The sequence below is a fragment of the Sphaerospermopsis sp. LEGE 00249 genome (assembly GCF_014299995.1).
Classification (GTDB): Bacteria; Cyanobacteriota; Cyanobacteriia; order Cyanobacteriales; family Nostocaceae; genus Sphaerospermopsis; species Sphaerospermopsis kisseleviana.
The window spans coordinates 1-13487 of the sequence record NZ_JACJUZ010000102.1; the positions used below are offsets into that span (position 1 = coordinate 1).

Consider the following 13487-nt stretch of genomic DNA (forward strand, 5'->3'; position numbering starts at 1 on the left):
TGTCTTTGACAATCTTGGGAAATGAATTTATAATCATGATCAAATCAATATTTTGATATAGCTTGCTCAAATTTTAATATATTTTGGGCTATTTTTATCACAGATTTCTTAACATTCAACACTTCTGGTTTAAAGGGATTATTAGAAGTTGGTTGTGTTTGCGGAGGTTGGGGGTTAGTAACGACAACAGTTTTTTGAGGAATGGGATTATTTAATGCTGCTAAAACATCTGTTGCTGAATGATAACGTTTTTTAGGAATATCTTGCAACATAGTTTCTAAAACATCAGTTAATTCCTGACTTAAAGAAACATACTTTTGCCATTGCCATTCCATATTTATCGTATCAAATAAAGAATCAGAACCATCAATTTTTTGAAAATGTCCCGTTAATAATCTGACACAAGTTACAGCTAAACTATAAATATCACTACTTGGGTAAACCATCCCCCTAAATTGTTCTGGTGGTGCATATCCAGGAGTTCCGGTAATAGTTCCCACTCTAGTTAAAATACTACCACTTGTTTCTTTAGAAACGCCAAAATCAATCAGGAATAATTTACCGGTTTTGCTTCTAATAATGTTTTCTGGTTTGATATCTCGATGAATTACCTTATTGTCATGGATAAATTGCAAAACAGGCAATAACTCTGTTAAGATAATTCTGATTTGTGGTTCGTTTAATTTACCTTGAGTGTCTAACTCTTGCAGTAAATTTTGCCCATCAATAAATTCCTGAATTAAATACAGTCTACCATCTTGGGGAAAGAAAGCGAGTAAATCAGGAATTTGCGGATGTTTACCTAATTCTTGCAGTCGTTGAGCTTCTTGTTGAAATAATTCCGTCGCTTTTTGTAAAGATGAACTTCCTGCTTGTTGGGGTAAAAATTGTTTGATGACGCAGGGTGTATTTAATCTTTTGATATCTACAGCTTGAAAAGTTCTACCAAAACCACCTTCAGCGAGAAATTTTAAAGGGAGATAACGATCATCTAAAATTATTTTACCCCCACAACGTTCACAAAAATTAGTACCTTGGGGATTTTGGTAAAGACAGTCAGGATTGATACATTGACTCATGGTAGTTGCTGGGTATATCTAGCCATGATTATACTATACCACCGTCAGCATTAGGATATCCAGGATTTAAGGATTTTCAGGATGATAGTGTTTAATGGTTGGTGGTGATTTGCTGATTTGAGAATTTGTTTGAATCAGGATATCCAGGATTTAAGGATTTTCAGGATGGTATGAATATTTATGATGTTGATAGTTGAAAAGTCTATATATAAAGTCTATATATATGGGCGCACTTTTTTCCACCTATAACATAAGAATAAAACAATTTGGGGATTTTGTCAAGTGTTGATTTGATGATTTTTCTGCATCAGGATGTAATTGGTTGATGAATATCTGTGATATATTTATATTATTGATTATTGAGATCATGGAAATTATTTAATCTTGAAAGATCGTTAAATTGATAATCCATAAATTGATAATCCATTAAATCCTGTAAATCCTTAAATCCTGGACATCCTGATTCAGACAAAAAAATCAAACATCAAAATCAAGATATTCAATTACTCATGATTGTCTCTCCAATTTTCCCACATATAAGTTAGCTCACCTACTGTTATGATAGTAAGTTGTTACACAGCTAAATTGTATAATCCTAATGTTCTCAACTCTTGTTTAACAGGCAAGATGCCTGTTCCACTTATACAAATTAAATGCACAACAGCTTAGTAGCTATATTTGTTTCTCCCACTTCCTTAAAAGGATGTACAAGATGTTGATGTTGATGAATTAAAAATTAAAACTCTGTTTAATTATCAATTATCAATTATCAATTATCAATTATCAATTTCCATAAAGGATGACTCGGTCCTTGTTGACGAATCTTAAAAACCTGCTGTTCTAAACGTTGCTTTTCCGGTTGTGGTAAACCGATCAAAATATTGCGACTTTGCCAAACTAAAACAGAAACCGTCATCCCAATACAAAAAGCTAAACCCACAGTAGCAAATGGATGAAAAGCCAGAGCATATCGCACAGCTACCCAGGTAAAATATTGTTGCCACAAGGTAAACTCAGTGCGTAAATTCCACAGACACACAGGAGCAATAATCACCCATAAACAACAAACAAATAACCACCTGCCATATACTGTTAGCTGGTATAATTTATGTACTTGCTTGATAAAAGCAACATCAGAATTTTCTAGGTTTGAGTAATTAATTGTTGGTTCTTCTTGTGAGTCCATAAGTTATTGACACTCTTTGATCTCCTGACTCCTGTACGGGCGTTCGCGAAGCGTGCTGGAAGCATCAGCATTCGGGTGATTAATTATCGATTTTTCCCCAATATTTTTATCCGAATGCTTCGCCCCTACTGACTCCTTAATCAACAGATGTATTAATTTTATCTATTGTATATTCATTGCGTTCTCGCCACCATGTTAACAAGGTACTAGCAATGAAAATACTAGAATAAGCCCCGGCGATAAAACCAATAATTAAAGCCAGAGAAAAATATTTCAAAGTTTCCCCACCAAACAAAAAAATAGCAAACAAAGACAACATAGTTGTTAAGCTAGTGTTGATTGATCTGCTTAACGTTTGATTAACAGCATCATCAACAATTTCTGCTATTGGTGTTTGGGGATGATTTTTAATATTTTCTCGGATGCGGTCATAAATTACCACTGTATCATTAACAGAGAATCCTGTAATAGTCAGTAAGGCAACAATAAAGAGACTATCTACTTCTGCACCTAAAACCAAACCCAAAATTGAGAATATTCCTACCGTCACCAAGAGATCGTGAAATGTGGCAACGATCGCAAACAAAGCATAATCCCACTGGAAACGGAAACTCAAATAAACAACAATACCCAAAAAGGAAACTGCTAAAGCTATAACTCCAGTCCTAAAAAGTTCTCTTCCTAATGTGGGACCTACAGAGTCAATTTGGTTTTTTTGCGGGTCAAAAGCACCAATTTTTGCACTTAAAGCGGTTTGTAAATTGGTGCGCTGGTCAGTTTCTAGGTTTTTTGTACGGATAGTGATGCCATTTTTCTGACCATTTTCAGAGATTAATTGAATACTACTATCTCCTAGTCCCTGCTCTTTGGCAACTTCCCGCACCACATTAATATCTATTGGTTGATCACAGTTACCAGGTTGGCTACAATCTCTCACCAATTGTAACCGCGTACCACCAATAAAGTCTAACCCAGGACGCAGGGGTGCTTTAATGTTGGGATTTTGCCAAGATATCACCATTGAGATGATACCACTGAGAATGACGGCTGCGGAAATAGCCCACCACAGCGATCGCGCTTTATTAATATGTAATGTCATCTAGCCACCTCTGTCTTATTTGCTGCTGTCAAGTTAGGACAGTAAAGTTCTGTTTTCCGCCAAGCGGGAATGGAAATAGCTATAAACATCAAGGTACGACTACAGGTAATGGCAGTAAACATACTCACAGCTACCCCTAAAGCTAAGGTGAGGGCGAAACCTTTGACTAACCCAGAACCCAAGTAAAACAGAGCCGCGCAAGCAATCCAGGTAGTAACATTACTATCTAAAATACTGGAAAATGCCCGATAAAAACCAGATTCTACAGAACGATATAAAGATTTACCTGCGCGTAATTCTTCCCTTGTGCGTTCAAAAATCAGTACGTTAGCATCTACCGCCATACCAATACTGAGGATAAATCCAGCAATTCCTGGTAAGGTGAGGGTGACACCGAGTAAGCAAAAAGTAGCCCAGGTTAAAAGAGAGTAAATCACTAGGGATACATCGGCAATCAATCCTGGTAGTCTATAGTACACAACCATAAAGATTAAGACTAAAATCAGACCACCGATACCGGCGTAAATGCTGCTTTGAATACTATCTTGACCCAAAGTCGCACCTACTGTTCTTCTTTCAGCAATTTCTACAGGTACAGGTAACGCGCCTCCTCGTAACTGTACCCCTAAGTTATTCGCTTCTTCTGCTTGGAATCGTCCTGTAATGATAGCAGAACCGCCTGTGATCCCAGTGGCGGCAAATTCTACGCCTACTGTGGGAGAACTAATTAATTCATTATCCAGAAAAATACCGATAGCGCGACCTGTTCCTGCTAACTTTCTAGTCAAGTCTGCAAAAAGTTCACCACCCTTGGTATCGAAGCGCAGGACAACATTCCAATTATTACCTTGGGTGGGTTCACCGTAGGCATCTTTGAGGTATTTACCAGTTAATGGTGGATCAGTGCTGGCAAATAATTCGGCGATGGACTGCTGATTTTTCTTGATATCTTCTTGATTTTTAGCAATAGCATCTGCATCATTGCTTGTTCTTAATTCTTCTTGCTTATTTTTCAGTTCTGTTTCTGATACTCTAAAGGCCAGTAGTTGAGTTTCTGTATCGGGCTTTTGTAACCGAAATTCTAACTGTGCTGTACCCCCCAGTACCTTTTCTGCCTGTTCTGGGTCATTTACCCCAGGTAACTGCACTAAAATTTTATCAGTACCTACTGTTTGAATTACTGGTTCAGAAACGCCAAGACCGTTAATACGACCTTCAACTACTTTCTGCACAGCTTCTAGTTCTCGTTCCGTGATTTCTTTGATTTCCTCGGTTGTTTTCACCTGAATAGTAAGCTGTGATCCTCCCCGCAGGTCTAACCCCAAGGGTACAGGAATTGTGGCAATCACCGTAATTGCGGCGATTACCAACACTATAATTAACGCTAGTAGCGATCGCTGTTTTTCCATACCATCACTCACAACTGACAAAGGCTATGATAACTTTCTTTTTGTCAGGTTTGAGTAGAAGATGAGGGAATAATTGACAATTGACAATTGACAATTGACAATTATCAATTATCAATTATCAATTTTCCTACACTCGCAAAGCCATCATTTTCTGTACAGCTTCGACAATTTGCTCTGGTTGCACAATAGTCAACCTTTCTAAGTTACCGTTGTAAGGTGTGGGAATATCTTGGGAAGACAACCGCAGTACAGGCGCATCTAATTCATCAAATAACCTGTCATTAATGGATGCGGTTAATTCTGCACCTATACCCCCAGTTCTCATACACTCTTCCACAACTATTACACGGTGGGTTTTCCGTATTGAAGCGCCAATAGTATCAAAATCTAAAGGTTTCAGGGATATTAAATCAATAACTTCTGGATCATATCCTTGTTTTTCCAAGGTTTTCACCGCTTGCAGGACATGATACCGCATCCGCGAATAGGTAAGGATGGTAACATCTTTCCCAGAACGTACTACTTCCGCTTTATCCAGTGGGAGTACATATTCTTCTTCGGGTAGATTTTCTTTTAAGTTGTAAAGTAAAACGTGTTCAAAAAATAACACTGGGTTATCATCGCGGATCGCTGCTTTTAGTAACCCTTTAGCATTGTAAGGTGTGGAACAAGCGACAATTTTTAAACCGGGAACTGCTTGGAAATATGCTTCTAGTCTTTGGGAGTGTTCTGCACCTAGCTGTCTTCCCACACCACCAGGACCACGGATGACCATGGGAATTTTAAAGTTACCGCCGGAAGTGTAACGCAACATTCCCGCATTGTTAGAAATTTGGTTGAAAGCGAGGAGCAAAAAGCCCATGTTCATCCCTTCAATGATCGGTCTTAACCCTGTCATTGCTGCTCCCACTGCCAAACCTGTAAAGCTATTTTCCGCAATAGGGGTATCTAATACTCGCAGATCACCATACTTTTTGCATAGGTCTTTGGTGACTTTATAAGAACCGCCGTAGTGTCCTACATCTTCACCTAAAACAAATACGCTAGAGTCGCGGGACATTTCTTCGTCAATAGCTTCCCGTAGAGCGTTAAAAAATAGTGTTTCTGCCATTTAGACCTTTATCACAATTTAATGTTTTTAAATTTTATCGTGCCTCCGTCCTTAATAACGTCAGCGATCGCACTCTTATTAGTAATGGGTAATGGGTAATGGGTTATTCACCCTCCCAATCACCAGTCACCAATCACCAGTCACCAGTCACCAGTCACCTATTCCTTGACGATTTCATACAAGTCTTCAATCATAACATCAAATATCCGTGCCAACTTGTGAAGAGAAGTAACATCCACCGAAGCTAACCCCGGAGACTTCGCATAATTTTTCAGTGTGGTGTATGCTATTCCTGAACGGTCAGAAACTTCTTTGAGTGTCCAACCCTTCTCCGCTGCAAATTCTTTAACCCGCAACCTCACCAAACCCATACTTGACAAAAGCCTAATTATAGTCCATTATAGTTATAACATAAAAAGCGATCGCCCCTAGTCTACCAAACGAAAGAGCGATCGGCAATCATAATCATAAATTTCTGCCTCTAGGCATTAATCCTAAAGGAAAAACCTAAAACCATGATAACACTAGAAACCACAAAATCCAACTACGTCAATCCTTTATTTAAGTTTGTCACCAAAGAAGCGATCGCCCTATTATTGAAAATACCCGTAGAGCAAATCAGAAAGATTCGCTGTTGGCCGCACGTCATCCTGGTAGTTTCTGAACATTTAGTCAGATTTGTGAGTTATGCCGACTTACCACCGATTTTAGAAGCAGAACCGCCCACAGATAAGGATATTCTCACTTGGCGCAGACGTTGGCGCAAACTCAAAACCTATAAAGCACCCAACTCTTGGAAAGAATTTTATACTTTACAGTTACGTCAATCTACTAATAAAGGCACTTTACAAGCTTGGTGGGGACTGGTTAACACGATTAAGTTTGCATTATCCCATAATGCTGTACAGACAATAAAAAGCGTTTTTCAAGAAATTGAATATTTAATGGCTGTTTCTGTAAGCGGATAAGCTTGTTAATTGATAAAAATTACGCATCATGTATGGAATAACGAACCGCAGAGAACACAGAGGAATAAGAGTTTAATAGGTTTTTTGTGTCAGTCCTGTTAAAATAAGATTGAATTTTTAATTGTAGTATAAGTGACAGAAGAAACCAGAAATGAAGTTAATTGGCAAGATATTGTACAATTTAACAAATTAGATCAGCGTGTTGCTATAGCTAATGATATTTTCCCCAATCTCATTGGTGTAAATGAAGGATATATTGAATGGTGTCCCGATAATGACCCACCAACCCATTTAGAAACTTTACTTTGGTGGTGGGTTGTTCGTCCTGACTTGGGAGCAGCAATAGCTAGTGAAGCACCTCAAGAACTAAAAGAAATTATCAGTCGATACATCCTCAATTTATAAATAATTGTCAGAATCAGGTGGTTATCGAGTTTCGACTACGCTCAGTTTCGACTACGCTCAGTTTCGACTACGCTCATGCCAACCTAAACAATATGACTAGCAACTTGGGTTATCTGAATTATTATAATTTTGACCTTATCGCCCGTTGCAGTCGGCGGCACTTTTATTAATAGCTAAAATCTCACGCCCAAACACAAAAACACTCAAAAAACTCTCTGCGTCTCTGCGTCTCTGCGTGAGACTAATTTAACCTATTACAACCACCGAGCCGCATCTTTAGCGTGATAAGTTAAAATCAAATCAGCACCAGCCCGTTTAAACCCAGTCAAAGTTTCCATCACCACACGCTGCTCATCAATCCAACCATTCAAAGCAGCAGCTTTGACCATAGAATATTCACCAGAAACATTATAAGCAGCCACAGGTAAATTACTTGCTTGCTTCACTTGCCAGATAATGTCCATATATGCCAAAGCTGGTTTTACCATCAGCATATCAGCACCTTCGGCAATATCCAACTCAATTTCTTTGATCGCTTCACGGGAGTTACCGGGGTCCATTTGGTAAGTGCGGCGATCGCCAAACTGCGGTGTGGAGTCTGCGGCATCCCGGAATGGTCCATAATAAGCAGAGGCATATTTAGCAGCATAGGACATGATAGGGATATCTTGAAAACCCGCTTCATCCAAACCTGCGCGAATAGCTTGCACAAAACCATCCATCATACCCGAAGGTGCGATAATATCTGCACCAGCTTGAGCTTGAGAAACTGCGGTTTTCTTCAATAATTCCAAAGTCGGATCATTTAACACTCTACCAGTTAAATCACCAGTTGTTAAATAACCACAATGTCCATGATTTGTATATTCACATAAACAAGTGTCATTGATAACAATTAAATCAGGAACTGCTGCTTTAACTGCGGTGGTTGCTTTTTGGACAATACCACAATCATGCCATGCCCCCGTAGCATCAACATCTTTATCTTCAGGTATTCCAAATAAGATAATAGCGGGAATACCTAAATCATAAACTTCCTTTGCTTCTTCAACAATTTTATCTATGGAAAGCTGATAAACTCCTGGCATAGATTTTACTTCATTAGCAATACCTTCACCGGGAACAGCAAACAAAGGATATATTAAATCATTGGTTGTTAAAACGGTTTCACGTACCATGCGACGTAGTTGGGGATGGGTACGTAAACGACGAGGGCGATGGGTGGGGAACATAGATTTTATATCAAGAAAAACGCGATGGACATCAAAAGAAGCGTCACAAAAGCAGTGCTTTACCTTGTGACTTTCAGCCAAACTAGAAACAGTGCTTAACTGTCTTTGCCCTACTGTTGATGAAGCTGTGGGGCAATTTTGTATTTTACAGCTTTGTTGACACTTTCCGGGAAGGAATTGGGGAAAATAATTTGAAACAAAGGAGTCGTAGGGGCGTTCGCGAAGCGTGCTGGAAGCATCAGCATTCGGCCGACAAAATATCAATTTTATGAAAAGGGTATTTTCCTGTAAGGGCGAAGCATTCGGGCGATAAATTATCAATTTTGATCACAGGTTATTTTCCGAATGCTTCGCCCCTACTTCGCCCGTACAGTAGTCAGGAGTCAGAATAAAATATATGTATCTGAAAGATGGAAATACAAAGAATAAAAGGAAACAGATACAAATAAAATTCTCGAAGTTATAATTTCTGAATCCTTGCTCTTAGCTGATGACTGATTACTGATAGCTGATTACTGATAGCTGATTACTTATCATGAAATAAATACCTAATGAAAAGGATGATTAAAAAACTCGGAAGATGAATGGATAACGGAAGGGTGTATCAGGATTACCAAAAACTTTGATGATAGCAAAAATTGTTAATCCCCAATGTATCACATATCCTAAACCTGCGAGTGGTAGTAATATTATCAATGGTAACACTAACCAACCAAGTAGAAAAAATAAAGCTCCTAAAATTGCGCCATAAAACCAAACATTGAAATGGAAGTTGATAGATTCTTTGGCGTTGTCTTTAACAACTGGGTCATCAGAGATAATTAATAAAGCTATGGGTAAACCAACGGAAACAACTGTGGTGCTGAAAAAAATCGCACCGTGAGATAAGGCTGATAATAATTTGCGTTTATCGGTATCGTATATATCGTACATTTTTTTATCCTCATGGATTTCGGTTATTTATTATATCATATTTTGTGAAATTTTGATAAATCAGGATTTTTGATTTTGTCTGAATCAGGATAACCAGGATTTGAGGATGTACGGGATGGTAATTTTTAGATGGTTTGTTTGGTGTTTAAAGTTGTATTTGTCTGAATCAGGATAACCAGGATTTGAGGATGTACGGGATGGTAATTTTTAGATGGTTTGTTTGGTGTTTAAAGTTGTATTTGTCTGAATCAGGATTTCCAGGATTTTAGGATTTTCAGGATGGTAATTTTTAGATGGTTTGTTTGGTGTTTAAAGTTGTATTTGTCTGAATCAGGATTTCCAGGATTTTAGGATGTACAGGATGTTATTTATAGATTTTCTGTTGGTGTTTAAAGTTGTATTTGTCTGAATCAGGATTTCCAGGATTTTAGGATGTACAGGATGGTAATTTATAGATTTTCTGTTGGTGTTTAAAGTTGTATTTTTCTGAATCAGGATAACCAGGATTTGAGGATGTACGGGATGTGATTGAGAGATTTTCTGTTGGTGTTTAAAGTTGTATTTTTCTGAATCAGGATAACCAGGATTTTAGGATGTACGGGATGGTAATTTTTAGATGGCTTATAAACATTCAAAAACAATCATTCAATAACATCATCAAAAAATCCCAACTTCCCAACAAACAATCATCCAAAAACATCCTGAAAATCCCAACTTCCCAACAAACAATCATTCAAAAACATCCTGAAAATCCTCTAATCCTGGACATCCTGATTCAGACAAAAAATCCCCAACTTCCCAACAAACAATCATCCAAAAACATCCTGTAAATCCCCAACTTCCCAACAAACAATCATTCAAAAACATCCTGAAAATCCTCTAATCCTGGACATCCTGATTCAGACAAAAAATCCCCAACTTCCCAACAAACAATCATCCAAAAACATCCTGAAAATCTTCTAATCCTGGACATTATCTCGACTTACTTCGACACCGCCCTTCGACACCGCTCAGGACAGGCTCAGGACAGGCTCAGGACAGGCTCAGTACAAGTCGCTCAGTACAAGTCGCGGTAGTTGAGCGTAGTCGAAACTCGATAACCACCTGATTCAGACAAAAAATTCTGATTCCAACTACTTAATTGTATCATATAATTATGATAAAATTATACAACTCTTTCATCCCATCATCATCCCACTCTTGAAAATATGATAATCTGGCAACCAGGACAACAAATCAAGAACGGTAGATTTATCATTCAAAGCATTTTAGGTACTGGTGGTTTTGGTATTACCTACAAAGCTTTTTATGGATGTTCTGGAAAATGATCCTGTACCAATTTTACAACGTAATGCCAATATTCCCAAGCAATTAGCAGCAGTAATAGATTTAGCTTTAACTGAAAAACCGCAAATCCATTTTCAAAGTGCTGCAAAGTTTAAGGAAGCACTCATGAATGTAATTCTGTAAATCCTTAAATTCTGGATATCCTGATTCTGACAACGTAGACATTCAGATATAATATAATAGACTTCTCCAGAAAAGAAATTATGGCTTATTTATGGGGGCAGGTCGAAGCATTTGGGATATCTAGATGTCTGATTTTTCCGTCAAATTATCGCCCAAATGCTTCGCCCCTACAATATATTAAAAATCAATACATTCTATTTTGGAGAGGTCTATTGGTTTAGCTAATCCTTCTGCAATTTCTCTTTTAGCACGTTGAGCAGATGCAATTAATTTTTGTTGACTTTTTTAAATGAATTATCCCATTTTAATTCATCTTGTAAATCTGCTAAATATTCTCTCAAATGTTCTGCAACTCTGTCTTGTACATCTTCAGATAAAGATTCCATCATTTTGATGACAGTGGTAATTGCTGGAGATGACATAATAGAATTTCCTTTACAACTTTACCAGTCTATTCTACTCAAAATCTCCCCATCCAGATGCTGATAGTACAGATAATATAGAATATTACAAACTCACATCCTGAAAATCCTTAAATCCTGGAAATCCTGATTCTGACCAATAAAATAATCTGGGAAATCTTCAACAAGACCCTATATGCGCCTACATTTTCCCACTATAATAAAATCATACTGAAAACTCCCCAATTTGTCAACTACCTCACCCATGAATTTTTGAATTATCTGAATTAATTGATTGATTCACCGATGAAAATGAATAGAATAGACAAATATGTTTCCTTAGTCCTGAAAAAGATTACATTTAATTAAGTAAGGTAAAAAACAAATTACAAATTATGGCTACTGAACTGATTGAAGAACTAGGTGAAGCGGTGGAACTGCGTCGCAATTTTGCGATTATTTCTCACCCTGATGCTGGTAAAACTACGTTAACTGAAAAATTATTATTATACGGGGGTGCTATCCATGAAGCAGGAGCGGTAAAAGCTCGAAGAGACCAGCGCAAAGTCACTTCTGACTGGATGGCAATGGAACAACAACGGGGTATTTCTATTACCTCTACTGTTTTACAATTTGTCTATAACAATTGTCAAATTAATTTACTTGATACCCCTGGACACCAAGATTTTAGTGAGGACACTTATAGAACTTTAGCAGCAGCCGATAACGCGGTGATGCTGATTGATGCGGCTAAAGGGTTAGAACCTCAAACCCGGAAACTGTTTGAAGTGTGTAAAATGAGGGGTATTCCCATTTTCACCTTTGTGAATAAACTCGACCGTCCGGGAAGAGAACCTTTAGAACTGCTAGATGAGATTGAACAAGAATTGGGATTACAAACATACTCGGTAAACTGGCCGATAGGAATGGGCGATCGCTTTAAAGGCGTATTTGACCGCCACCAAAAGCAAATCCATTTATTTGAACGTAGCGCCCACGGTAGTAAAGAAGCCCGTGATACTATAGTTGATTTAGGTGATAGCAGGATTGAACAACTTTTAGAACAAGAACTTTACCATCAACTTAAAGATGAGTTAGAACTATTAGAAGGAGCCGGTGGGGAACTAGATTTAGATTTAGTGCATCAAGGAAAAATGACTCCTGTGTTTTTTGGGAGCGCCATGACTAACTTTGGGGTCGAGTTATTCCTCAAATACTTCTTGGACTACGCCCTCAAACCCGGTACACATCACAGCACCGCTGGCGAAATTCCCCCAACTTACCCAGAGTTTACAGGATTTGTCTTCAAACTCCAAGCTAACATGGATCCCAAACATAGAGATAGAGTCGCTTTTGTCCGGGTCTGCACAGGTAAGTTTGAAAAAGATATGACAGTGAACCACGCCCGCACAGGTAAAGCTGTCCGTCTGTCTCGACCGCAAAAACTTTTTGCCCAAGAGAGAGAGTCTATTGATGTCGCTTATGCTGGGGATGTAATAGGTTTAAATAACCCTGGCGTTTTTGCCATTGGTGACACAATTTACACAGGGCAAAAACTGGAATATGAGGGAATTCCTTATTTTTCACCAGAACTGTTTGCGACTTTAAGAAACCCCAACCCCTCAAAATTTAAGCAATTTCAAAAAGGTGTTTCTGAACTAAGAGAAGAAGGTGCTGTACAAATTATGTACTCGACTGATGAAGCTAAACGCGATCCAATTTTGGCAGCAGTTGGTCAGTTGCAATTTGAAGTTGTGCAGTTCCGTTTACAAAATGAATATGGTGTAGAAACTATTCTTGATTTATTACCATATAGTGTGGCTCGCTGGGTTGAAGGTGGTTGGGAAGCTTTGGAAAAAGTGGGGCGTGTATTTAACACTACGACAGTCAAAGATAGTATGGGAAGACCAGTTTTATTATTCCGTAATGAATGGAATTGTCAACAATTACAGGGCGACCATCCAGAGTTAAAATTAAGTGCGATCGCTCCAGTGTTTTCTAGTCAACAACCAGTAGAAAAATAAACTATTAAAAGGGAATTGGTGATTGGTAATTGGTAATTGGGAATTGGTGATTGGTGATTGGTAATTGGTGATTGGTAATTGGTAATTGGTAATTGGGAAAATAAAATTGATTACCCAGTCCCCAGTCCCCAGTCACCAGTCCCCAGTCCCCAGTCCCCAGTCCCCAGTCA

General features: G+C 38.3%; 12 protein-coding genes and 1 pseudogene. 4 read left to right on the forward strand and 9 right to left on the reverse strand.

Going from position 1 to position 13487, the window contains the following annotated elements:
* Nucleotides 1-44: 44 nt before the first annotated feature.
* From H5968_RS22925 to H5968_RS22950, 6 genes are all read right to left on the reverse strand, one after another.
* Nucleotides 45-1079 carry a serine/threonine-protein kinase gene (locus H5968_RS22925; protein WP_255427231.1) on the reverse strand — a complete coding sequence of 345 codons (1035 nt, stop codon included), beginning with the start codon at nt 1077-1079 and terminating at the stop codon, nt 45-47.
* A 769-nt stretch (nt 1080-1848) separates the two neighbouring features.
* Nucleotides 1849-2265: a hypothetical protein gene (locus tag H5968_RS22930; RefSeq protein ID WP_187041788.1), complete on the reverse strand. Its 417-nt coding sequence runs from the start codon at nt 2263-2265 to the stop codon at nt 1849-1851.
* 136 nt (nt 2266-2401) lie between these two features.
* Nucleotides 2402-3364 (reverse strand): protein translocase subunit SecF, encoded by a 963-nt coding sequence (gene secF, locus H5968_RS22935; RefSeq protein WP_187041789.1) that lies wholly within the window; start codon nt 3362-3364, stop codon nt 2402-2404.
* Nucleotides 3361-4773, reverse strand: a complete 1413-nt coding sequence (secD, locus tag H5968_RS22940; protein ID WP_187041793.1) for a protein translocase subunit SecD — start codon at nt 4771-4773, stop codon at nt 3361-3363. The genes secF and secD overlap by 4 nt, the downstream gene beginning before the upstream one ends.
* Before the next feature lie 127 nt (nt 4774-4900).
* Entirely contained in the window at nt 4901-5884 is a 984-nt protein-coding gene (locus tag H5968_RS22945; protein ID WP_096565884.1) for an alpha-ketoacid dehydrogenase subunit beta, read from the reverse strand.
* 158 nt (nt 5885-6042) lie between these two features.
* Nucleotides 6043-6255 carry a helix-turn-helix domain-containing protein gene (locus H5968_RS22950; RefSeq protein WP_096565886.1) on the reverse strand — a complete coding sequence of 71 codons (213 nt, stop codon included), beginning with the start codon at nt 6253-6255 and terminating at the stop codon, nt 6043-6045.
* Nucleotides 6256-6399: 144 nt separating this feature from the next.
* On the opposite strand from H5968_RS22950, the gene H5968_RS22955 reads away from it, so the two are divergent.
* Nucleotides 6400-6852 carry a hypothetical protein gene (locus tag H5968_RS22955; RefSeq protein WP_096565888.1) on the forward strand — a complete coding sequence of 151 codons (453 nt, stop codon included), beginning with the start codon at nt 6400-6402 and terminating at the stop codon, nt 6850-6852.
* Between the two features lie 132 nt (nt 6853-6984).
* Nucleotides 6985-7257 carry a hypothetical protein gene (locus H5968_RS22960; RefSeq protein WP_187041790.1) on the forward strand — a complete coding sequence of 91 codons (273 nt, stop codon included), beginning with the start codon at nt 6985-6987 and terminating at the stop codon, nt 7255-7257.
* A gap of 254 nt (nt 7258-7511) precedes the next feature.
* Here H5968_RS22960 and hemB read toward each other — a convergent pair whose 3' ends face one another.
* Together hemB and H5968_RS22970 are read right to left on the reverse strand one after the other, a co-directional pair.
* Complete coding sequence (gene hemB / locus H5968_RS22965; RefSeq protein ID WP_096565892.1) at nt 7512-8489, reverse strand: porphobilinogen synthase; 978 nt, start codon at nt 8487-8489, stop codon at nt 7512-7514.
* A 564-nt stretch (nt 8490-9053) separates the two neighbouring features.
* On the reverse strand, nt 9054-9413 hold the full coding sequence (locus H5968_RS22970; RefSeq protein ID WP_187041794.1) for a DUF4870 domain-containing protein: 360 nt from the start codon (nt 9411-9413) through the stop codon (nt 9054-9056).
* A gap of 1317 nt (nt 9414-10730) precedes the next feature.
* Between H5968_RS22970 and H5968_RS22980 the strand changes: the two genes are divergently transcribed.
* A complete protein-coding gene (locus H5968_RS22980; protein ID WP_187041791.1) occupies nt 10731-10892 on the forward strand; it encodes a hypothetical protein in 162 nt (53 codons plus the stop codon).
* Nucleotides 10893-11069: 177 nt separating this feature from the next.
* Here H5968_RS22980 and H5968_RS22985 read toward each other — a convergent pair.
* Nucleotides 11070-11314: pseudogene (locus H5968_RS22985) on the reverse strand (hypothetical protein).
* 374 nt (nt 11315-11688) lie between these two features.
* Between H5968_RS22985 and prfC the strand changes: the two are divergent.
* Nucleotides 11689-13317: a peptide chain release factor 3 gene (gene prfC, locus H5968_RS22990; protein ID WP_187041792.1), complete on the forward strand. Its 1629-nt coding sequence runs from the start codon at nt 11689-11691 to the stop codon at nt 13315-13317.
* Nucleotides 13318-13487: the final 170 nt, after the last annotated feature.

Bases quoted from the DNA above. Each gene is read 5' to 3' on its own strand.
- H5968_RS22925 (WP_255427231.1), bottom strand. From the start codon at position 1,079: ATGAGTCAATGTATCAATCCTGACTGTCTTTACCAAAATCCCCAAGGT.
- H5968_RS22930 (WP_187041788.1), bottom strand. From the start codon at position 2,265: ATGGACTCACAAGAAGAACCAACAATTAATTACTCAAACCTAGAAAAT.
- secF (WP_187041789.1), bottom strand. From the start codon at position 3,364: ATGACATTACATATTAATAAAGCGCGATCGCTGTGGTGGGCTATTTCC.
- secD (WP_187041793.1), bottom strand. From the start codon at position 4,773: ATGGAAAAACAGCGATCGCTACTAGCGTTAATTATAGTGTTGGTAATC.
- H5968_RS22945 (WP_096565884.1), bottom strand. From the start codon at position 5,884: ATGGCAGAAACACTATTTTTTAACGCTCTACGGGAAGCTATTGACGAA.
- H5968_RS22950 (WP_096565886.1), bottom strand. From the start codon at position 6,255: ATGGGTTTGGTGAGGTTGCGGGTTAAAGAATTTGCAGCGGAGAAGGGT.
- H5968_RS22955 (WP_096565888.1), top strand. From the start codon at position 6,400: ATGATAACACTAGAAACCACAAAATCCAACTACGTCAATCCTTTATTT.
- hemB (WP_096565892.1), bottom strand. From the start codon at position 8,489: ATGTTCCCCACCCATCGCCCTCGTCGTTTACGTACCCATCCCCAACTA.
- H5968_RS22980 (WP_187041791.1), top strand. From the start codon at position 10,731: ATGGATGTTCTGGAAAATGATCCTGTACCAATTTTACAACGTAATGCC.
- prfC (WP_187041792.1), top strand. From the start codon at position 11,689: ATGGCTACTGAACTGATTGAAGAACTAGGTGAAGCGGTGGAACTGCGT.